At 71.4% G+C, this 19,595-nt stretch carries 15 protein-coding genes and 2 pseudogenes; 9 read left to right on the top strand and 8 right to left on the bottom strand.

The genetic code is table 11. The annotated features are described in order from the left end of the window. Positions 1–203: 203 nt before the first annotated feature. Positions 204–1,415 carry a pyridoxal phosphate-dependent aminotransferase gene (locus AMK21_RS21140; RefSeq protein WP_073880215.1) on the bottom strand — a complete coding sequence of 404 codons (1,212 nt, stop codon included), beginning with the start codon at positions 1,413–1,415 and terminating at the stop codon, positions 204–206. An 86-nt stretch (positions 1,416–1,501) separates the two neighbouring features. Here AMK21_RS21140 and AMK21_RS21135 point away from each other — a divergent pair, with 86 nt between their 5' ends. Together AMK21_RS21135 and AMK21_RS21130 are read left to right on the top strand one after the other, a co-directional pair. Next, on the top strand, positions 1,502–2,179 hold the full coding sequence (locus tag AMK21_RS21135; RefSeq protein ID WP_073880213.1) for a winged helix-turn-helix transcriptional regulator: 678 nt from the start codon (positions 1,502–1,504) through the stop codon (positions 2,177–2,179). Positions 2,180–2,209: 30 nt separating this feature from the next. Next, a pseudogene (locus AMK21_RS21130) lies at positions 2,210–2,380 on the top strand (uridine kinase); the annotation flags it as partial. An 8-nt stretch (positions 2,381–2,388) separates the two neighbouring features. Here the strand turns inward: AMK21_RS21130 and AMK21_RS21125 are convergent. Both AMK21_RS21125 and AMK21_RS21120 read right to left on the bottom strand, forming a co-directional pair. Next, positions 2,389–3,303, bottom strand: a complete 915-nt coding sequence (locus AMK21_RS21125) for a carbohydrate kinase family protein (protein ID WP_073880211.1) — start codon at positions 3,301–3,303, stop codon at positions 2,389–2,391. After that, on the bottom strand, positions 3,300–4,232 hold the full coding sequence (locus AMK21_RS21120) for a pseudouridine-5'-phosphate glycosidase (protein ID WP_073880209.1): 933 nt from the start codon (positions 4,230–4,232) through the stop codon (positions 3,300–3,302). Before AMK21_RS21120 ends, AMK21_RS21125 begins: the two co-directional genes overlap by 4 nt. 105 nt (positions 4,233–4,337) lie before the next feature. On the opposite strand from AMK21_RS21120, the gene AMK21_RS21115 reads away from it, so the two are divergent. Continuing rightward, on the top strand, positions 4,338–4,700 hold the full coding sequence (locus tag AMK21_RS21115) for a cupin domain-containing protein (RefSeq protein ID WP_030567974.1): 363 nt from the start codon (positions 4,338–4,340) through the stop codon (positions 4,698–4,700). An 8-nt stretch (positions 4,701–4,708) separates the two neighbouring features. Here AMK21_RS21115 and AMK21_RS21110 read toward each other — a convergent pair whose 3' ends face one another. The 3 genes from AMK21_RS21110 to AMK21_RS21100 form a co-directional block, all read right to left on the bottom strand. Beyond that, complete coding sequence (locus AMK21_RS21110) at positions 4,709–5,989, bottom strand: MFS transporter (RefSeq protein WP_079181217.1); 1,281 nt, start codon at positions 5,987–5,989, stop codon at positions 4,709–4,711. A 120-nt stretch (positions 5,990–6,109) separates the two neighbouring features. Continuing rightward, positions 6,110–6,667 (bottom strand): methylated-DNA--[protein]-cysteine S-methyltransferase, encoded by a 558-nt coding sequence (locus AMK21_RS21105; RefSeq protein ID WP_073880596.1) that lies wholly within the window; start codon positions 6,665–6,667, stop codon positions 6,110–6,112. Between the two features lie 78 nt (positions 6,668–6,745). Further along, positions 6,746–7,636: a glycerophosphodiester phosphodiesterase family protein gene (locus AMK21_RS21100; protein ID WP_073880205.1), complete on the bottom strand. Its 891-nt coding sequence runs from the start codon at positions 7,634–7,636 to the stop codon at positions 6,746–6,748. Positions 7,637–7,872: 236 nt separating this feature from the next. On the opposite strand from AMK21_RS21100, the pseudogene AMK21_RS21095 reads away from it, so the two are divergent. The 5 genes and pseudogenes from AMK21_RS21095 to AMK21_RS21075 all read left to right on the top strand — a co-directional run. Then, positions 7,873–8,517 (top strand): annotated as a pseudogene (locus AMK21_RS21095) (MHYT domain-containing protein); the annotation flags it as partial. Positions 8,518–8,564: 47 nt separating this feature from the next. Further along, the gene (gene uvrB / locus AMK21_RS21090) at positions 8,565–10,694 is read left to right on the top strand and encodes an excinuclease ABC subunit UvrB (protein ID WP_073880201.1); all 2,130 of its coding nucleotides are present in this window, start codon (positions 8,565–8,567) and stop codon (positions 10,692–10,694) included. A 167-nt stretch (positions 10,695–10,861) separates the two neighbouring features. Then, a complete protein-coding gene (locus tag AMK21_RS21085) occupies positions 10,862–11,440 on the top strand; it encodes a TerD family protein (protein WP_073880199.1) in 579 nt (192 codons plus the stop codon). Between the two features lie 114 nt (positions 11,441–11,554). Continuing rightward, positions 11,555–13,501 carry a TerD family protein gene (locus AMK21_RS21080; RefSeq protein WP_073880594.1) on the top strand — a complete coding sequence of 649 codons (1,947 nt, stop codon included), beginning with the start codon at positions 11,555–11,557 and terminating at the stop codon, positions 13,499–13,501. 242 nt (positions 13,502–13,743) lie between these two features. After that, positions 13,744–14,757, top strand: a complete 1,014-nt coding sequence (locus AMK21_RS21075; protein ID WP_073880197.1) for a TerC family protein — start codon at positions 13,744–13,746, stop codon at positions 14,755–14,757. Positions 14,758–14,859: 102 nt separating this feature from the next. Here the strand turns inward: AMK21_RS21075 and AMK21_RS21070 are convergent, their stop codons facing one another. Together AMK21_RS21070 and AMK21_RS21065 are read right to left on the bottom strand one after the other, a co-directional pair. Beyond that, complete coding sequence (locus AMK21_RS21070) at positions 14,860–15,516, bottom strand: MBL fold metallo-hydrolase (RefSeq protein ID WP_073880195.1); 657 nt, start codon at positions 15,514–15,516, stop codon at positions 14,860–14,862. Positions 15,517–15,593: 77 nt separating this feature from the next. Then, the gene (locus AMK21_RS21065; protein WP_073880193.1) at positions 15,594–16,283 is read right to left on the bottom strand and encodes a maleylpyruvate isomerase family mycothiol-dependent enzyme; all 690 of its coding nucleotides are present in this window, start codon (positions 16,281–16,283) and stop codon (positions 15,594–15,596) included. A 178-nt stretch (positions 16,284–16,461) separates the two neighbouring features. Between AMK21_RS21065 and uvrA the strand changes: the two genes are divergently transcribed. After that, entirely contained in the window at positions 16,462–19,497 is a 3,036-nt protein-coding gene (uvrA, locus tag AMK21_RS21060; protein WP_073880191.1) for an excinuclease ABC subunit UvrA, read from the top strand. Positions 19,498–19,595 lie beyond the last annotated feature (98 nt).

Genomic DNA, 19,595 nt, shown 5'->3' with positions numbered 1-19,595 from the left:
CACCGCCACGAAGGTCGACGGCCGGGCGTCCGGCCCGGCTTCCGCGTCTTCGGCGTGGCCGTCGGCGTCCCGCGCGCCGCAGAGGCCGGCTCGGTCCTGGACGCGCCCGGTGCGACGACCCGCGCTCCGCCGAGAACGTCTCCGACGTCCACGCCGCCGAACTCTTCCGCCTCATCCGACCCGGGCCGGTCCGGGAACACGGGTCACTGCCGGTACCCGTTCAGGAAACGGCCGATGCGGCTGATCGCCGCGTCGAGGTCATCGGCGTACGGGAGGGTCAGGATGCGGAAGTGGTCCGGGCGCGGCCAGCTGAAGCCCGTGCCCTGCACCACCTGGATCTTCTCCCGCAGCAGCAGGTCCAGGACGAACTTCTCGTCGTCGACGATGGGGTGCACCTTCGGATCGATGCGCGGGAACGCGTACAGCGCGCCCTTCGGCTTCACGCACGAGACGCCGGGGATCTCGTTCAGCCGCTCCCAGGCCCGGTCCCGCTGCTCGTGCAGCCTGCCGCCCGGCGCCACCAGCTCCCGGATGGTCTGCCGGCCGCCGAGCGCGGCCTGGATGGCGTACTGGGCAGGGGCGTTGGGGCACAGGCGCATGGAGGCCAGCATGGTGAGGCCCTCCAGATAGTTGCGGGCGTGCTGGTGCGGACCGGACACCACCATCCAGCCGGAACGGAACCCGGCCACCCGGTACGTCTTCGAGAGCCCGCTGAAGGTGAGGCAGACCAGGTCCGGGGCGAGGACGGCCGCGCTGTGGTGCTCGGCCCCGTCGTACAGGATCTGGTCGTAGATCTCGTCGGCGAACACCATCAGCCCGTGCCGACGGGCCAGGTCCAGGATTCCCTCGAGGATCTCGCGCGGATAGACCGCGCCGGTGGGGTTGTTCGGGTTGATGATCACGACGGCCTTGGTCCGGTCGGTGATCTTCGACGCCATGTCGGCGAGGTCCGGGTTCCAGTCCGATTCCTCGTCGCAGACGTAGTGCACGGCCTTGCCGCCCGCGAGCGTGGTCACCGCCGTCCAGAGCGGAAAGTCCGGGGCCGGGATCAGCACCTCGTCGCCGTCCTCCAGCAGCGCCTGGACCGCCATGGAGATCAGCTCGGAGACCCCGTTGCCGAGGAAGATGTCGTCCACGCCGACCTCGGTGAGCCCCATGGCCTGGTAGCGCTGCGCCACCGCCCGCCGCGCGGAGAGGATGCCGCGTGAATCGGTGTAGCCGTGGGCCTGGGGCAGCATCCGGATCATGTCCTGGACGATCTCCTCCGGCGCCTCGAAGCCGAAGAGCGCCGGGTTGCCCGTGTTGAGCCGGAGCACGCTGTGGCCCGCCTCCTCCAGGGCGTTGGCGTGCTCGATGACCGGGCCCCGGATCTCGTAACAGACCTCGTTGAGCTTGCTGGACTGCCGGAACTCCATGCGGTGCCTCCCCGAGCCGAACTGCGATACTTGGTTTTACCAAGTGGGAGCTTGGAAAGTCCAACAACATGTCTAGACTGCGTCGCATGCCACGTCAGCAGCCCGCCGCATCACGCCCCGTCAGACGCCGGAGCTACGACCAGTTCTGCGCCTCCGCCCGCGCCCTCGACTCCGTCGGCGACCGGTGGACGCTGCTGATCGTCCGCGAACTGCTCGCCGGCCCCCGCCGCTACACCGACCTCCACGCCGACCTGCCGGGCGTCTCCACCGACGTCCTGGCCTCCCGCCTCAAGGACATGGAGCAGGGCGGCCTCGCCGTACGCCGCAAACTCCCGCCCCCCGCCGCCGCCTCGGTCTACGAGCTGACCGAGCGGGGCCACGGCCTGCTGCCCGTGCTCGCCGCCCTCGCCGAGTGGGGAGCCCCGGCGCTCACCGAACGCCGCCCCACCGACGCCGTGCGGGCCCACTGGTTCGCCCTGCCGCTGCTGCGCGCGCTGACGGGGCTGACGCGGGAGGGCGTCCTCGAAGTCCGTCTGGGCGAGGGCGAGTTCCATGTCCGTACGGGGAGGGGTGCGGCAGTCGGGTCCGAGGGTGAACCGTACGGCTTCGGTCCGGCGCCCCGGCCCGACGCCCGCATCACCCTCGACGCCGAGCTGTGCCTGGAGCTGGGGCGTGGCGACGTCACCCTCGCGGAGGTGGTCAAGGACGGGCGGATCGAGGTGGCGGGCGACGGACCGCTCGCCGCCGAGCTGCGGGGCGAGTGACGCGGGGGCGCGTCGGCAGGGATGGATGATGTGCGGCTCTCGCCGGGGGCGTTGCGGCGGCGCACGGCGGAGGCGGAGCGATGGACGCTGCCCGCTTTCGCCCGGTACGAGGAGCAAGTGGCGCCCTTCGACGTCGCGGACGTTCTCGTGCGCGCGGACGACCCGCTCCATCCGGCGTGGTCGGGGCTGGGCGGCCCGTAGAGGCTCTTCTACGTGGGCGGGCGTCCGCCCACCGTGGCCACCGCCTCGGCCCCCGCCCGGCAGCCCTCCGCGGCGGCGGCCTTGTCGTCGGCCCCGGCCAGCAGGGCCGCGAGGAACCCGCCGGTGAACGCGTCGCCCGCCCCCGTCGAGTCGACCGGGTCCCGGACCGGCAGGGCGCGGACCTGCCCCGTCACCGCGCCCCCGGCGGCCAGCACCGCACCACCGCAGCCCAGAGTGACCGCGATCCGGGGAAACGTACGGCTCAACTCCGCCGCCGCGTCGGCCGTTTCGGGCAGTCCGGTCAGCAGCCGGGCCTCGTCCGCGTTCGGCAGCAGCAGCTCGGCCCCCTCGGCGTACTCCAGGAACCGCTTCGGGCCCAGCTCCGCGAGGAACCCGGCCGACGCCGGATCCACGCTCACCGCAATGCCCCGCTCCCGCGCCGTCCGCAGGGCGAGCCGCGCCGTGGCGCGGCTGGTCGCGGCGAACAGGAGGTAGCCGGAGAGGTGCAGCCACCCCGCGCCGTCCAGCATCGAGGGCGCGAAGTCCTCGGTGGCCAGCCGCACCACGGCCCCGCTGTCGGTGAGGAACGTCCGCTCGGCGGCGGCGTCCACCAGGGAGATGACGGTCGCGGTCGCCACCTCCTCGTCCACCGCCAGCAGCGCCCGCACCCCCGCCCGCTCCAGCGCGTCCCGGTGCCACTCGGCCGACTCCGCCCCGGCCCGGGCCAGCAGCGCCACGTCCCGGCACCCCGAACGCACCGCCCAGCACGCGACGTTGGCCCCCGCACCGCCCGGCACGCTCCGGATCCGGGCGGCGGTGTCCGTGCCGTGGACGAGCGCGGAGCCGTGGAGCGCCACCACGTCCGTGACCACGTCCCCGACCACGAGGAGCCCGCGCCCGGTCGAGGGGCCGGCGCCGGTCACCGTGCGGCTGCCGCTGCGGCGATCCGTGCCGCGAGCCGCACGTTCCCGCGCACCGCCGCCAGGTTCGCCTCCAGCGACGCGCCCTCCGTCCGCCGCATCAGCTGGTCCAGCAGGAACGGGGTGACGCCCTGCCCGCTGATCCCGCGCTCCCGGCACGCGTCGAGCGCCTCCGCGAGCACCCGGTCGTGCAGCGCGGGGTCCAACTGATCCTGTTCCCGTACGGGGTTGGCGACGATCAGCGCCGCGTCCGGGCCGCCCAGCGCCTCCTTCGCCCGGACCACCTCCACCACCTCCTCGGGGCTGTGCGCGGTCCAGTCGACCGGTTGGCCGGAGCTGCTCAGATAGAAGCCGGGGAAGTGGCCGGTGCCGTAACCGATGATGCCCACCCCCAGGGTCTCCAGCCGCTGGAGCGTCGCCGGGACGTCGAGGATCGACTTCACGCCCGCGCAGACCACCGTGATCCCGGTGCGGGCGAGCAGGCGCAGATCGGCGGACTCGTCCTGGCTGTCGGCCCACTCCCGGTGTACGCCCCCGAGCCCGCCGGTGGCGAAGAAGCGCAGGCCCGCCCGCGCCGCCAGGAACGCCGTCGCGGAGACGGTCGTCGCCCCGCTCGCCCCGAGCGCGAGGGCGGGGGCGAGATCGCGGTGGCCCAGCTTCCGGACCGCCGGGTCCCCGGCCACCCGATCCAACTGGTCCTTCTCCAGACCCACATGGGCCCGCCCGTCCAGGACGGCGATGGTGGCCGGGACCGCACCGGCGGACCGGACGATCGCTTCCAGTTCGACAGCGACCCGGAGGTTGCGGGGGCGCGGCAGCCCGTGCGCGATGATCGTCGACTCCAGGGCCACGACGGGCAGCCCGCCGGCCAGGGCCGCGCGTACCTCGGCGGAGAGGGCCGGCTCGTAGGAGCTGTCGGTGTTCTGTGGCATGCCCCCATCCCTGTCGCGGTCAGGAGGGCCGCAAACCAACGGGGGACAGGTTCCGGCCGGTCCTGGTGACGGGTCGGCCGGAAGCGGTCGCTAAGGTGACCGGCCATGACGACAAATGACCAGGCCGCCGCCTCCTTCGCCGTGCACATCCCGGACGCCGAGCTCGAACCGGAGCCGCTGGATCCGGCGCAGATCGTCTCGGGTGAGCCCGTGGTGACGGGCAAGGTGCTGTGGGAGTCCGCCGACGGCAAGCAGGTGCGCGGGATCTGGCAGATCACGCCGGGAGTGGTGACCGACACCGAGGCGAACGAGCTGTTCGTGGTCGTCAGCGGGCGGGCGACCGTGGCGGTCGAGGGCGGCGCGACGCTGGAGATCGGGCCGGGGGACGCCTGCGTCCTGCGCGAGGGCGACCGGACGACGTGGACGGTCCACGAGACGCTGCGCAAGGCGTACCACATCAGCCTCTGAAGCTGGGTTCAGGCGCCGGCGGCGGAAGGCTTCATGCTCCGCCGCAGCGCGAGCGCGGCCACCGGCAGCAGCAGGGCGGCACCGGTCGCGTTCAGTGGGCCGTACCCCCACTGGGCGACGATCACCCCGGCCGTCGCTCCGCCGATGCCCGCCGCCGCGTTCATGGTCAGGTCCGACAGGCCCTGCACGGCCGCCCGGGCATCCTGCGGTACGGAGTCGGTGAGCAGCGCCGAACCGGCGATCATCCCCGCCGACCAGCCCAGGCCGAGCACGAAGAGGCCCAGTGCGGTCTGGCCGTGCCGGGGCCCCGCGGTGCCCGCGAGCAGTGCGGCGCAGCTCAGCAGGCCGACCGCGAGGCCGATCACGGAGAGTCGGCCGAAGCGGTCGGCCAGCCACCCCATCACCGGCGAGAACGCGTACATGCCCGCGATGTGCCCGCTGATGACCAGCCCGATCAACTGGAGACCGGCGCCGTGCCCGCCCAGATGGACCGGGGTCATGACCATGATCGACACCATCGCCGTGTGCGACACGGTGACGGTCCCCAGGGCCAGCTTGGCCATCGGCGACTCCCGTACGGCCGCGACCCCGGCGCGCAGGGACCGCTTCCCCTCTCCCTGCGGAGTCCGCGGGGCCAGGGCGCGCGCCGTGAGCAGCGGGTCCGGGCGCAGCAGCACGGCCACGGTCACCCCGGCGGCCAGGAAGGCGACCGCGGACCAGAGGTAGGGGCCCGCGGTCTCGGGCACCGGGCTCCCGCGGAACAGCCGGCCCGCCGGGGCCGCGATGTTGGGGCCCGCCACCGAGCCGATCGTGGTGGCCCAGACGACGGTGGAGATCGCCCGGCCCCGCTTTTCCGGCCCGACCAGGTCGGCCGCCGCGAACCGGGCCTGGAGGTTGGCGGAGGACCCCGCGCCGAACGCGGCCATCCCGAGCAGCAGCAACGGGAAGCTGCGCGCCATCGTGCCGAGGACCACCAGGGCGCCGCCGAGCGCGCCGATCAGATAGGCGAGCACCAGGCCGGGGCGCCGGCCGCGCGAGGTCATCAGGGCGGCGAGCGGGAGCGATAGCAGCGCCGTGCCGGCGACGGACGCGGTCGGGGCCAGCCCGGACAGGGCCTCGGAGCCGGTCACCTCGGTGGCCAGCATCGGAGCCAGGGCGATGCCGATGGCCACACCGAGGCCGCCGAGTATCTGGCTGACGACGAGCACGGCCGACGTCCGGCGCTGGAGGGCGGGCAGACCGGCGGCCGTGACCGGGGGTACGGCGGAGCGGGGGAGGGATGGTGTCACCGGCGCAGTGTGCCATCAGATGAGCGGCGTGTTGCACCCGTACGGGTGAACCGGCCGCCGACGTGCCCGGCAAGCGCACGGCCCGCCGGGCACCCCCTGCGACAGCTGCGCGGCCACCCCCTAGAACAGCGGTTGCGGAAGCACCCCCTCCAGCGCCAGCAGCTGCCGCTTCGTCTCCAGCCCGCCCCCGAAACCCCCGAGGCCGCCGTCGCTCTCCACCACCCGGTGGCAGGGCACCACCACCGGCAGCGGGTTGGACCCCATGGCGGCCCCCACCGCCTGCGCCCCCTCCGGCCGGCCGACCCGCGCGGCCAGCTCCCCGTACCCGACGACCGTCCCGTAGGGCACCCCGGACTCCAGCTCACGGAGCACCTCGCGGTGGAAGCCGGCCGTCAGCGACCAGTCCAGCTCCAGGCCGAAGTCCTGCCGCTCACCCGCGAAGTAGGCCGCGAGCCGGCGTATCGGCTCGGCGAGGCGCGGGGAGCCGGGCGCCTCCACCGGCTCCGTGCCGAGCCGGGTCCGCAGCCGGGCCAGCGCCGCGTCCCGCACGTCGGCGCGGGCGTGGAAGGCCACGTTCACCAGACCGGCGGGGGTCGCGGCGAGCAACAGCGGTCCGATGGCGCTCTTCACGACGGACCACTCGACGGCCGGCTCGGCACCGGCCCCGTACCTGTTCATGCCGTCCACGGTACGACCGGCCACTGACAACGCCGGTCCCGTAGGCGGAAACCCGGCACCCCCCGTCCGAGCCACCCGTCAGCGCGTGGCGTCGCGCACCACGTCGGGATAGTTGGTGATGATGCCGTCGACGCCGTAGCCGTGGACCTTCGCCGCGTTCGCCGCGTCGTTGACCGTCCAGGTGTTCACCCTCAGCCGCTTGCCGTGCGGGCCCTTCAGCCGCTGGACGGCAGCGACGTAGTCGGCGCCGATCGTCGTGTGCGAGGGGTTGATCTGGTCGGTGAACGCCGCGTACGCGGGGAGGTCGGCCACCGCCGGGGTGCCCAGAAACCCGGTGGTGATGTCGGGGCGCAGGGCGTGCACCTTCTTGACGCTGTCGGCGCCGAAGCTCTGGATGACCAGGCGGTCCCGCACGTGGGAGCGGTCCAGCCACCCTTCCTTGCGCAGCACGCGGAGGATGTCCCGCTCGATGCCCGGGTAGGTCGCCGGGCTCTTGATCTCCAGGAGCAGCTTCTGCCGGTTGCGCTCGAGGCGGTTCACGAACTGGGTGAGCGTCGGCACCCGGGCCCCCGCGAACCGCGCCCCGAACCAGCTGCCCGCGTCCAGTCTCGCCACCTCGGCGGCCGTGAAGTCCTTGACCGCCCACGGCGCACGGTCGGGGAAGACCTGCTCGACATCGGTCGTGCGCTTCAGGCCGGTGTCGTGCAGCACGACCAGCACACCGTCCTGGGTGCGGTGGACATCGTTCTCCACCCAGTCGATGCCGAGCGCCTTCGCGGCGTCCGCGGCGGCGAGCGTGTTCTCCGGCGCGTACCCCGACGCGCCCCGGTGGGCCACGACGAGGGGGCTCGCCTGTCGGTCCGGGCTCCGGGCGGCCGTCTCCTGCGGCTGGGCCGCGGGCGACAGCAGGGCGCCGGCGCCGAGTACGGCCGCGGCGGCGGTGGAGGCGGTTGCGGTGCGTACGAACACGTGGACTCCCCGTATCGGAGGGTGCGGACACGACGAGACTGGCAGCGGCCCACCAACGCCGGGCGGGGCGGCGATGGCCACGGGATGAACGGAGATCCGCGCCACCGAGTGGCCCGGAAAACACACCAGGGGGCCAGGAGCACGGTCCTGTGCCGATAAAATGTGTTCCTTACATATGCCTGTCGGGCCCTGGGGGATCCCCCTCGAACCAGGGCTTTCTCGGAGGGCGTGACGGCGTGCAGGGAACGGTTGACGGATTCACCCACGGCCCGGTGATCCCTGCCCTGGCCTTCCTCGCGGCCTGTCTGGGGGCCGCTCTCGGACTCCGCTGCGCCATCAGGTCCCTGCGCACGGCACGCTCCTTCAAGACGGGCCGGCTGGCGCTCGGTGCGCTGTCCATCGGCTCCGGGATCTGGACCATGCACTACGTGGCGATGACGGGCTTCACCGTCGTGGAGGCACCGCTCTCGCACGACAAGCCCTACATCCTCGCCGGTCTGGCCGTGGCCGTCGTGATGGCCGGCGTCGGCCTCTTCATTGTCGGGTACCGGGGCGCGACCCGCATGGCGTTGATCACCGGTGGCACCCTCACCGGCCTCGGCATCGCCTCCACGCACTACCTGGGCATGGCGGGCATCCGCTTCCGGGGGCACTTCACGTACGAGACATCCCTCGTCGTCCTCTCGGTCCTGATAGCCGCGACCGCCGCCACCGCCGCGCTCCGGGCAGCCCTCTCCGCCCGTGTCCTGGTCTCCGGCCTGGGCGCGGGCGTCATGATGGCCGTCGCGGTGACCGGGATGCACTACACCGGCATGGCCTCGCTCGGCGTGCACCTGCATCCGACCGCGCCCGGCCCCACCTCCGGCCACCTGCCGTCGGACTGAGCGCATCCGAGGCCGTTGTCAGTGGGGGGCCGTACGGTGGTTCCATGCGGCCTGTTTCCCAGATCGAACGTTCGGTGGCGCCCTTCGAGGTCGTCAGTCCCTACCAGCCCAGCGGCGACCAGCCGGCGGCCATCGCCGAGCTGGAGCGGCGTATCCGCGCAGATGAGAAGGATGTCGTCCTGCTCGGTGCGACTGGCACCGGCAAGTCGGCGACCACCGCGTGGATGATCGAGAAGCTGCAGCGCCCCACCCTGGTGATGGCGCCGAACAAGACGCTCGCCGCACAGCTGGCCAACGAGTTCCGCGAGCTCCTGCCGAACAACGCGGTGGAGTATTTCGTCTCGTACTACGACTACTACCAGCCCGAGGCGTACGTCCCGCAGTCGGACACCTACATCGAGAAGGACTCCTCGATCAACGAGGAGGTCGAGCGGCTGCGCCACTCGGCGACGAACTCGCTGCTCACCCGGCGCGACGTCGTCGTGGTCGCCTCCGTCTCCTGCATCTACGGCCTCGGTACGCCCCAGGAGTACGTGGACCGCATGGTCCAGCTCAAGGTCGGCGAGGAGATCGACCGCGACCAGCTGCTGCGCCGGTTCGTGGAGATGCAGTACGCGCGCAACGACCTCGCGTTCACCCGCGGCACCTTCCGGGTCCGGGGCGACACCATCGAGATCTTCCCGGTCTACGAGGAGCTCGCCGTCCGCATCGAGATGTTCGGCGACGAGATCGAGGCCCTCTCCACCCTGCACCCTCTGACCGGCGAGGTCATCAGCGAGGACCGGTCGCTGCACATCTTCCCCGCCAGCCATTACGTGGCCGGGCCCGAGCGGCTGCAGAAGGCCGTCCGGGGCATCGAGGAGGAGCTTGAGGAGCGCCTGGCCGAGCTGGAGAAGCAGGGCAAGATGCTGGAGGCCCAGCGGCTGCGCATGCGCACCACGTACGACATCGAGATGCTCCACCAGATCGGCAGCTGCTCCGGCGTCGAGAACTACTCGATGCACTTCGACGAGCGGGCCCCCGGCACCGCCCCCAACACCCTCCTCGACTACTTCCCCGAGGACTTCCTGCTCGTCCTGGACGAGTCGCACGTCACCGTGCCGCAGATCGGCGCGATGTACGAGGGCGACGCCTCCCGCAAGCGGACCCTCGTCGACCACGGTTTCCGGCTGCCGTCCGCCATGGACAACCGCCCGCTGAAGTGGGAGGAGTTCCTGAAGCGGATCGACCAGACGGTCTACCTCTCCGCCACCCCGGGGAAGTACGAGCTCTCGCGCGGCGACGGCTTCGTCGAGCAGATCATCCGCCCCACCGGCCTGGTCGACCCCGAGATCGTCGTCAAGCCCACCGAGGGCCAGATCGACGACCTCGTGCACGAGATCCGCAAGCGCACGGAGCGCGACGAGCGGGTCCTGGTCACCACCCTCACCAAGAAGATGTCGGAGGACCTCACCGACTACTTCCTGGAGCTCGGCATCCAGGTCAGGTATCTGCACAGCGACGTCGACACCCTGCGCCGCATCGAGCTGCTGCGCGAGCTGCGCTCCGGCGAGTACGACGTCCTGGTCGGCATCAACCTGCTGCGTGAGGGCCTCGACCTCCCCGAGGTGTCCCTCGTGGCCATCCTCGACGCCGACAAGCAGGGCTTCCTGCGCTCGGGCACCTCGCTCATCCAGACCATCGGCCGCGCCGCCCGGAACGTGTCCGGCCAGGTCCATATGTACGCGGACAAGGTCACCCCGGCGATGGCACAGGCCATCGACGAGACGAATCGCCGCCGTGAGAAGCAGATCGCCTACAACACCGAGCGCGGCCTCGACCCGCAGCCGCTGCGCAAGAAGATCAACGACATCGTCGCGACCATCGCCCGCGAGGAGATCGACACCGAGCAGCTCCTCGGCACCGGCTACCGGCAGGGCAAGGAAGCCAAGACACCGGTGCCGACGCTCGGGGCGAAGGCGGCCAAGGGCGGCGCGAGGGGCAAGGGCACGTCGGTCGGCGCGGTGGTCAGCGACCGTCCCGCCACCGAACTGGCCGGGATCATCGAGGAGATGACCGACCGGATGCGGGCCGCCGCCGCCGACCTCCAGTTCGAGGTGGCCGCCCGACTGCGGGACGAGGTGGGCGAGTTGAAGAAGGAGCTGCGCCAGATGAGGGAGGCGGGCCTCGCCTGAGGCCCGGCACACCGGGCGGCGACCGCAGCGCCGCCTGGCGGCCTGCCCGGTGTGTTGCAAGACCGACACAAAAACGGACCGACCTGCTGCCGTCCCGGGGGGAATGCGTAGGGTGCGGGGAATCCGCACACGGACGGTTGCGGGGCAATGCCGAGAGGGGACAGCGCGTGACGGTCAACATGACCAAGGGTCAGGCCATCAACCTGCAGAAGAGCGACGGGGGGACCCTTACGGCGGTACGGATGGGGCTCGGCTGGCAGGCGGCTCCGCGCCGCGGTCTGTTCGGCTCGCGCACCCGGGAGATCGACCTGGATGCCTCGGCGGTGCTCTTCGCCGACAAGCAGCCCGTCGACGTCGTGTTCTTCCGTCACCTCGTCAGCGACGACGGCTCGGTCAAGCACACCGGGGACAACCTGGTCGGCGGGGCCGGCTCCGGCGGCGACGACGAGGCGATCCTCGTCGATCTTCAGCGTGTCCCGGTCCACATCGACCAGATCGTCTTCACGGTGAACTCCTTCACCGGACAGACGTTCCAGGAGGTCCGACACGCCTTCTGCCGCATCGTCGACGAGACCAACGGCCAGGAGCTCGCCCGGTACACGCTGGACGGCGGCGGCCAGTACACCGCCCAGATCATGGCGAAGGTGCACCGTTCGGGCAGCGCATGGCAGATGACAGCCCTCGGGAACCCGGCCAACGGCCGCACCTTCCAGGACCTGATGCCGTCCATCCTGCCCCACCTGTAGGCGGACCGGACCGGATCAGGCCGACACCGGCACGTGCGGCTCCCGGAGGCACCCGCCTCCGGGAGCCGCACCGCGCGGGACCGCGCGGAACACATCGTCGAGGGGGACAGCGCAATGACGGCCGAACTGGTCCGGGGGCAGAACCACACCTTGCCCCAGACCCGTCTGGAGATCCGGGTATCGGCAAGCTCACCCGTCGTGGCCGGAGCCACCCTCGGCGACGAGAACGGCGTGGTGCGCGGCGCCGAGTGGATCGCCCACCCCGGCTCGCCCCAGCTCCCCGGCCTCGAAGTCTCCCAGCAGGCCGCGGCCGACCACCGTCTCGCCGTCGACCTGGAGGCCCTGCCCGAGACGGTGCACCGGGTCACCGTGCTGCTCGCCCTCCCGGTTGGCGTGGGCGGCCCCACCCGGTTCGGCACCGCCGCCGCGCCCTTCGTCGCCGTCACCGGGCTCGACGGCACCGAGATCGCCACCTTCACGCTCACCGGCCTGGACGCCGAGTCGGCGGTCAGCGCTCTTGAGCTCTACCGCCGCCAGGGGGCCTGGAAGGTCCGGGCCGTCGGCCAGGGGTACGCGGCCGGGCTGGCCGGGATGCTCGCCGACCAGGGCCTGGCCGCGGCGGCGGAACTGGCCGCGTCCATCCAGGAGGCGGTCGCCCGGTCCCTGGCCCGCTCGGTGGCCCCGCCGCCCCGCGCGCCCGAAGGCGACCGCGTACGGCACGCCTCCGGGGCGCCGGACCCCGGCCCCGCGCCCGCCGCGCTTCCGCAGTCTCCGGCAGCCACCCCCGTACAACCGGCGGCCGATCCCGGTCCCACCCCCGCCACAGCCCCCGGCGGACCCATCGACTACGCGCACCCGCGCCGCCGGCACCCCGCCCCGCCGACGCCGCCGCCGCCCACCGCGCCGCCCGCCCAGCCCGGGCAGGCCGCGCAGCCGGTCGCCGGTGACGCCACCGGCTGGTCGATGGACGAGCGGCTCTACAACCAGATCTGGGGCATGTTCGAGGACCTGGCACGGGCCGCCGCGGCCTACCGGAGCGCGGTGGACTTCGCCGAGTCCCGGATGGACCAGGAACTCGACCGGTCCCTGTCCGACCCGCGCAACCGGATCGGCGGCGCGGGCGACCGCGCCCGCGAGGAGGCCCGCGCCAAGCGCGACGAGCTGACCGCCCGGGCCCGTGAGGTCCTCGACCGCGACCTCGCCCAGCTGGCCGCCGAAGCCGCGGTCGTCGAACCCGCGCTCCCCGCCGCGTACGCAGGCTGGGACAACCCCGTCTGGCACGCCCACCGCGTCCCGATGGAGCTGCCGATGGCCCTGCGACTCGGCGACCTCCATCTGCCCGAGCGCACCGGCCTGCGCATCCCGCTGCTCGTCCGGCTGCCGCTGGAGCGGGGGATATGGGTCGACAGCGGGCGTACGGCCTCCGAGGCCGCCGCGCTCACCGGCAGCGACCGGCTGCGCCGCCTGGCGGTGGAGACCGCGGTCCTGCACGCCGCCCGGCTGCTCGCGGTGTACCCGCCCGGTGAGTTCTCGGTTCACGTCATCGACCCGGCGGGTTCGGCGGCGGGGCCGCTGGCGCCGTTGGTCGACGCGGGCGTCCTCGCCGGGCCGCCGGCCGCCGGGCCCCAGGGCGTGGCCTCGGTCCTCGCCCACCTCACGCGCCGCGTGGACCTGGTGCAGATGGCGGTGCGGGCCGGTGCGGCCGATTCGCTCCCGCCCGACCTGGACACCGGCGAGCAGCTCCTGGTGGTCAACGACTTCCCGCACGGCTTCGACGACCGCGCCGTCACCCAGCTCCGCTATCTCGCCGACGAGGGCCCCGCGGTCGGCGTGCATCTGCTGATGGTGGCGGACCGCGAGGATGCGAGTGCGTACGGGCCGGTGCTCGACCCCCTGTGGCGTTCGCTGCTGCGGATCACCCCGGTCGCCGACAACCATCTCGCCGACCCCTGGGTCGGTCACGCCTGGACGTATGAACCGCCGGCGACACCCCCGGGCAACCGCGTCCTGGAACAGGTCCTCGCGGCGGTCACGGCTGCCCGCAGAGCTGCCGGCCGCTGAGCTTAGTGCCGCTCCTGACCTGCACACTTGGTGAGTTCTTTACCTTTTTCTTTACCTTTACTTGATGGTGCCTGTACTGTTCGGTGCACGGAGGGGAGTACTCCTTACGCGACGTTCCCGTCAGTACGGACCGTGACCGGTCCCGGGGCGTCGGCCCGGCACGCATCCCGTGTGCCAGGGTGGAAGAGACCTCCGGCAGCGACGACGCTGATCAGTAGCCGTAGCGAACTGCCGGAGGCGCAGTGGACGTTTCATGGACCCTTTGGGCCCTGACCATCATTGGTCTGTCAGCCTTGATCGCCGTCGACTTCTTCATCGGGCGCAAGCCCCACGACGTGTCGACCAAGGAAGCCGGGATCTGGACGATCGTCTGGATCGCCCTGGCCGTCCTCTTCGGACTCGGCCTGCTGGTGTCCGGCAACACCCAGGCGTCCGGCGAGTTCTTCGCCGGATTCATCACCGAGAAGTCGCTGAGCGTCGACAACCTCTTCGTCTTCGTCCTGATCATGGCGAAGTTCTCGGTGCCCTCGCACCTCCAGCAGCGGGTGCTCCTCATCGGTGTGCTGATCGCCCTGGTGCTCCGGGCGATCTTCATCGCCGCCGGTGCCGCCGTGATCGCGAACTTCTCGTGGGTGTTCTACATCTTCGGCGCGTTCCTGATCTACACCGCCTGGAAGCTCATCCAGGAGGCGCGGGCCGGCGAGGAGGAAGAGGAGTTCGAGGAGAACCGCCTCCTCAAGAAGATCGAGCAGCGCTTCGGCGTCGCCGACCAGTACCACGGCACGAAGCTCTTCATCCAGCGCAACGGCAAGCGCGTCCTGACCCCGCTGATGGTGGTCATGCTCGCCATCGGCACTACCGACGTCCTGTTCGCGCTGGACTCGATCCCGGCGATCTTCGGCCTGACCCAGGACCCGTACATCGTCTTCACGGCCAACGCGTTCGCGCTGATGGGCCTGCGCCAGCTGTACTTCCTCATCGGCGGTCTGCTGAAGAAGTTGGTCCACCTCAGCTACGGCCTGTCGGTGATCCTCGGCTTCATCGGCGTCAAGCTCGTGCTGCACGCCCTGCACGAGTCCGGGGTGCACGTGCCCGAGATCTCCATCCCGTTCTCCCTCACCGTCATCTGCGGCGTCCTGGTGGTCACCACGATCACCAGCCTGATCGCCAACAAGAAGCAGGAGGCGGCCGAGGCGGCAGCGAAGGCGAAGAGCGTCGACGCGGCCGACGAGGAGACCGAGAGCGTCAGCAGCTGACCCCGGGCCGCTCAGGGCGGCCCAGGGACCTCATTTGGCAGCGGCCGGGGCGGAACGGCGCAAGCCGTACCCCGGCCGCTGTCCGCCGTAGGACCAGGCCGGTCACCAGCCCCGTGCCCGCCACTCCGGCAGATGCGGACGTTCGTCGCCGAGGGTCGTGTCGTTGCCGTGGCCCGGGTAGACCCAGGTCTCGTCCGGCAGCCGGTCGAACAGCTTCGTCTCGACGTCGTGCAGCAGGCTCGCGAACGCCTCGGGGTCCTTGTGCGTGTTGCCGACCCCGCCGGGGAAGAGGCAGTCCCCGGTGAACAGGTGCGGCGCCCCGTGCGGGTCGTCGTAGACCAGCGCGATGGAGCCGGGCGTGTGGCCGACCAGGTGGCGCGCGGTCAGCTCGACCCGGCCCACCGTGATCGTGTCGCCGTCCTCCACGGGCACATCCGTGGCGACCGGGATGCCCTCGGCGTCGTACCGGCCCGCGTACGTCCGGGCGCCGGTGGCCGCCACCACCTCGGCCAGCGCCTGCCAGTGGTCGCCGTGCCGGTGGGTGGTGACGACGGAGGCGATGCCGTCGTCACCGATCAGCGCCAGCAGGGTGGCGGGCTCGGCCGCCGCGTCGATCAGGAGCTGCTCGCCGGTGGCCCGGCAGCGCAGCAGATAGGCGTTGTTGTTCATGGCACCGACGGCGACCTTGGAGATCATCAGATCCGCCAGTTCGTGCACGCTCGCAGCTCCGCCGACCTTCACCGCTCCGCTGTACGTCATACGGATCACCCTAATCCGTCGCCGCCGGGGCCGGACGGAGTCCGAGGAGACCCGGCCGGGCCCCGGCGGGAACCCGCCTACAACGGTGGCAGCGCCGGCAGCGCACCCCCGGACACGGCCAGGGCGGAGCCGTCGCGGCGGCCTGCGAGCCAGCCCAGCAGGTCGGCGGCCGTACCGCGCACCGAGACCGCGGGGCCGTCCGACCCGCCGCCCGTGGTCCAGGTGCGGCCGCCCTCGGCGGTCACCGTGGTGGCGGGAACATCCGGGTGCCCGCTGAAGCGGTCGGCGAGGAAGGCGATCTCCCGCTCCGTGAACTCCTCCGGCAGGTCCTCCAGCTCGTAGCCGGTGTCCAGGTCGACGTGGTGGATCTCCAGCTCGATCAGCCGACGGAAGGGGACCCGGGAGGCGGAATCCGTCACGCCGTTGCGCAGGGTGACCGTACGGGACCAGTCGGCCGGTTCGTCGGCCACCGCCTGCAAGCGGTCCGCGCTCTTTCGGAAGTCGGCCAGCTGCTCTTCCAGGGGGCGCGTGGCGCCGGCCGCGATGTCGGCGTCCCGGGTTTCGCTGGTCGCGTACATCGGCAGACCCCGGAGAACATTTCCGAGCGCGTCGGCGTTACGTGACAGGTGGGCCAGTACATGGCCCCGACTCCATCCGGGCAGCCGTGACGGCTCGGCGAGGACGGCGTTGTCCCATTCGGCCGCTTCGTTGAGCAGCCGATCGGTCGCTTCGCGTACAGCTCCCAGGTCATGCGCGTGATCCATCATGCGGTCGAGCCTAGCTCCGCCACCCATTCGGGTGAAGGTGTCCGAGCGCGACCGTAAATCGAATGTGCGTGCTATACGCTCGGAGGAGACAAAGCTTCCCACATCGCAGTGGCGCCCCCCATAACCTGGAACGGGGGCTGAGATTCCCCCGTTGCTCTCTAGAAAGGTGCGGACCGGCGTGGCCGACCGTCTCATCGTCCGTGGCGCGCGCGAGCACAACCTGAAGAACGTCTCGCTCGATCTCCCCCGTGACTCCCTCATCGTCTTCACCGGGCTCTCCGGGTCGGGCAAGTCGTCCCTCGCGTTCGACACGATTTTCGCCGAGGGCCAGCGGCGCTATGTGGAGTCCCTCTCCTCGTACGCCCGGCAGTTCCTCGGCCAGATGGACAAGCCGGACGTCGACTTCATCGAGGGTCTCTCCCCGGCCGTCTCCATCGACCAGAAGTCGACCTCGCGCAACCCGCGCTCCACGGTCGGCACCATCACGGAGGTCTACGACTACCTCCGCCTGCTCTTCGCCCGGATCGGCAAGCCGCACTGCCCCGAGTGCGGGCGCCCCATCGCCCGCCAGTCGCCGCAGGCCATCGTGGACAAGGTCCTCGGCCTGCCCGAGGGCAGCCGCTTCCAGGTGCTCTCACCGCTGGTGCGCGAGCGCAAGGGCGAGTTCGTCGACCTCTTCGCCGACCTCCAGACCAAGGGGTACAGCCGCGCCCGGGTCGACGGCACGACCATCCAGCTCTCCGAGCCGCCCACGCTCAAGAAGCAGGAGAAGCACACCATCGAGGTGGTCATCGACCGCCTCACCGTCAAGGACAGCGCCAAGCGCCGGCTCACCGACTCGGTCGAGACCGCGCTGGGCCTCTCCGGCGGCATGGTCGTGCTCGACTTCGTCGACCTCCCCGAGGGCGACCCCGAGCGCGAGCGCATGTATTCGGAGCACCTCTACTGCGCGTACGACGACCTCTCCTTCGAGGAGCTGGAGCCGCGCTCCTTCTCCTTCAACTCGCCCTTCGGCGCCTGCCCCGACTGCACGGGCATCGGTACGCGCATGGAGGTCGACCCGGAGCTGATCGTTCCGGACGAGGAGAAGTCGCTCGACGAGGGCGCCATCCACCCCTGGTCGCACGGCCACACCAAGGAGTACTTCGGCCGGCTGATCGGCGCGCTCTCCAAGGCGCTCGGCTTCCGCACGGACATCCCCTGGGCCGGTCTGCCACAGCGGGCCAAGAAGGCCCTGCTGTACGGCCACAAGATCCAGACCGAGGTCCGCTACCGCAACCGTTACGGGCGCGAGCGCGCCTACACCACCCCCGCCTTCGAAGGCGCGGTCCAGTTCGTCAAGCGGCGCCACACCGAGGCCGAGAGCGACTCCAGCCGGGAGCGCTTCGAGGGCTATATGCGCGAGGTGCCCTGCCCCACCTGTGAGGGCTCCCGGCTCAAGCCGATCGTCCTCGCGGTGACGGTGATGGAGCGGTCCATCGCCGAGGTCGCCGCGATGTCGATCAGCGAGTGCGCCGAGTTCCTCGGCCGCCTCAAGCTGAACGCCCGCGACAAGAAGATCGCCGAGCGGGTCCTCAAGGAGGTCAACGAGCGGCTGAAGTTCCTGGTCGACGTCGGCCTGGACTACCTCTCGCTGAACCGCGCGGCCGGCACCCTCTCCGGCGGCGAGGCCCAGCGCATCCGGCTCGCCACCCAGATCGGCTCCGGTCTGGTCGGCGTGCTGTACGTCCTGGACGAGCCGTCCATCGGGCTGCACCAGCGCGACAACCACCGCCTGATCGAGACCCTGGTCCGGCTGCGCGACATGGGCAACACGCTCATCGTCGTCGAGCACGACGAGGACACCATCAAGGTCGCCGACTGGGTCGTCGACATCGGCCCCGGCGCCGGTGAGCACGGCGGCAAGGTCGTCCACTCAGGCTCGCTCAAGGAGCTGCTGACCAACAAGGAGTCGATCACCGGCCAGTACCTGTCCGGCAAGCGGGCCATCCCGACGCCGGACATCCGCCGCCCGGTCGACCCGGCCCGCAGCCTCACGGTGCACGGTGCCCGCGAGAACAACCTGCACGACATCGACGTCTCCTTCCCGCTCGGCGTGCTCACCGCGGTCACCGGGGTCTCCGGGTCCGGGAAGTCGACCCTGGTCAACGACATCCTCTACACCCACCTGGCCCGCGAGCTCAACGGCGCCAAGTCGGTCCCCGGCCGCCACACCCGGGTCGACGGCGACGACCTCGTCGACAAGGTGGTCCACGTCGACCAGTCGCCGATCGGTCGGACGCCCCGGTCCAACCCGGCGACGTACACCGGGGTCTTCGACCACGTCCGCCGGCTGTTCGCCGAGACGATGGAGGCGAAGGTGCGCGGCTATCTGCCGGGCCGCTTCTCCTTCAACGTCAAGGGCGGCCGCTGCGAGAACTGCTCCGGCGACGGCACGATCAAGATCGAGATGAACTTCCTGCCCGACGTGTACGTCCCGTGCGAGGTCTGCCACGGTGCGCGCTACAACCGGGAGACCCTGGAGGTCCACTACAAGGGCAAGTCCATCGCCGAGGTGCTGGACATGCCGATCGAGGAGGGCCTGGAGTTCTTCGAAGCCGTCCCGGCGATCGCCCGCCACCTCCGTACGCTCAACGACGTCGGCCTCGGATACGTCCGGCTCGGCCAGTCCGCGCCGACCCTCTCCGGCGGTGAGGCGCAGCGCGTCAAGCTGGCGAGCGAGCTCCAGAAGCGTTCCACCGGCCGCACGGTCTACGTCCTGGACGAGCCGACCACCGGACTCCACTTCGAGGACATCAGCAAGCTGATCACCGTCCTCTCCGGCCTGGTCGACAAGGGCAACACGGTGATCGTCATCGAGCACAACCTGGACGTCATCAAGACCGCGGACTGGGTCGTCGACATGGGCCCCGAGGGCGGCAACGGCGGCGGACTGGTCGTCGCCGAGGGAACGCCCGAGCAGGTCGCCTCGGTCCCCGCCAGCCACACCGGGAAGTTCCTCCAGGGCATCCTGGACGCGGACCGGATCAGCGAGGCCGCGGTGCCGTCGGGGCGGGGCACGGCGCGTAGGGCCGCCGCCAGGAAGACCACCACGGCGAAGAAGACCGCGGCGCCGAAGAAGGCCACGGCGGCTGCCGCCAAGGCCACGACGGCGAAGAAGGCGACGGCCACCCAGGCCACCGCCAAGAAGGCGACCCGCGCCCCCAAGGCGTGAGCCGACGGCTGTGGCCCCCTCCTGCCCGGGAGGGGGCCACAGCCGTGTGCGGGCCGGCGAGGGACCGGGCCCGGCCGCAGGCCGTCCGTTCCCCGCCG

The sequence above is a fragment of the Streptomyces sp. CB00316 genome, from assembly GCF_001905595.1.
In the GTDB taxonomy this organism is placed as follows: Bacteria; Actinomycetota; Actinomycetes; order Streptomycetales; family Streptomycetaceae; genus Streptomyces.
The sequence above is the reverse complement of the archived record's forward strand: the minus strand, read 5'-3'. Positions and strand labels throughout refer to the sequence as shown.

What these genes read in the sequence shown, in the direction of transcription:
- AMK21_RS21115 (WP_030567974.1), top strand. Translation starts at nt 4,338, where the DNA reads ATGACGACAAATGACCAGGCCGCCGCCTCCTTCGCCGTGCACATCCCG.
- AMK21_RS21105 (WP_073880596.1), bottom strand. Translation starts at nt 6,667, where the DNA reads ATGAACAGGTACGGGGCCGGTGCCGAGCCGGCCGTCGAGTGGTCCGTC.
- uvrB (WP_073880201.1), top strand. Translation starts at nt 8,565, where the DNA reads ATGCGGCCTGTTTCCCAGATCGAACGTTCGGTGGCGCCCTTCGAGGTC.
- AMK21_RS21120 (WP_073880209.1), bottom strand. Translation starts at nt 4,232, where the DNA reads ATGCCACAGAACACCGACAGCTCCTACGAGCCGGCCCTCTCCGCCGAG.
- AMK21_RS21080 (WP_073880594.1), top strand. Translation starts at nt 11,555, where the DNA reads ATGACGGCCGAACTGGTCCGGGGGCAGAACCACACCTTGCCCCAGACC.
- AMK21_RS21135 (WP_073880213.1), top strand. Translation starts at nt 1,502, where the DNA reads ATGCCACGTCAGCAGCCCGCCGCATCACGCCCCGTCAGACGCCGGAGC.
- AMK21_RS21065 (WP_073880193.1), bottom strand. Translation starts at nt 16,283, where the DNA reads ATGATGGATCACGCGCATGACCTGGGAGCTGTACGCGAAGCGACCGAT.
- AMK21_RS21070 (WP_073880195.1), bottom strand. Translation starts at nt 15,516, where the DNA reads ATGACGTACAGCGGAGCGGTGAAGGTCGGCGGAGCTGCGAGCGTGCAC.
- AMK21_RS21140 (WP_073880215.1), bottom strand. Translation starts at nt 1,415, where the DNA reads ATGGAGTTCCGGCAGTCCAGCAAGCTCAACGAGGTCTGTTACGAGATC.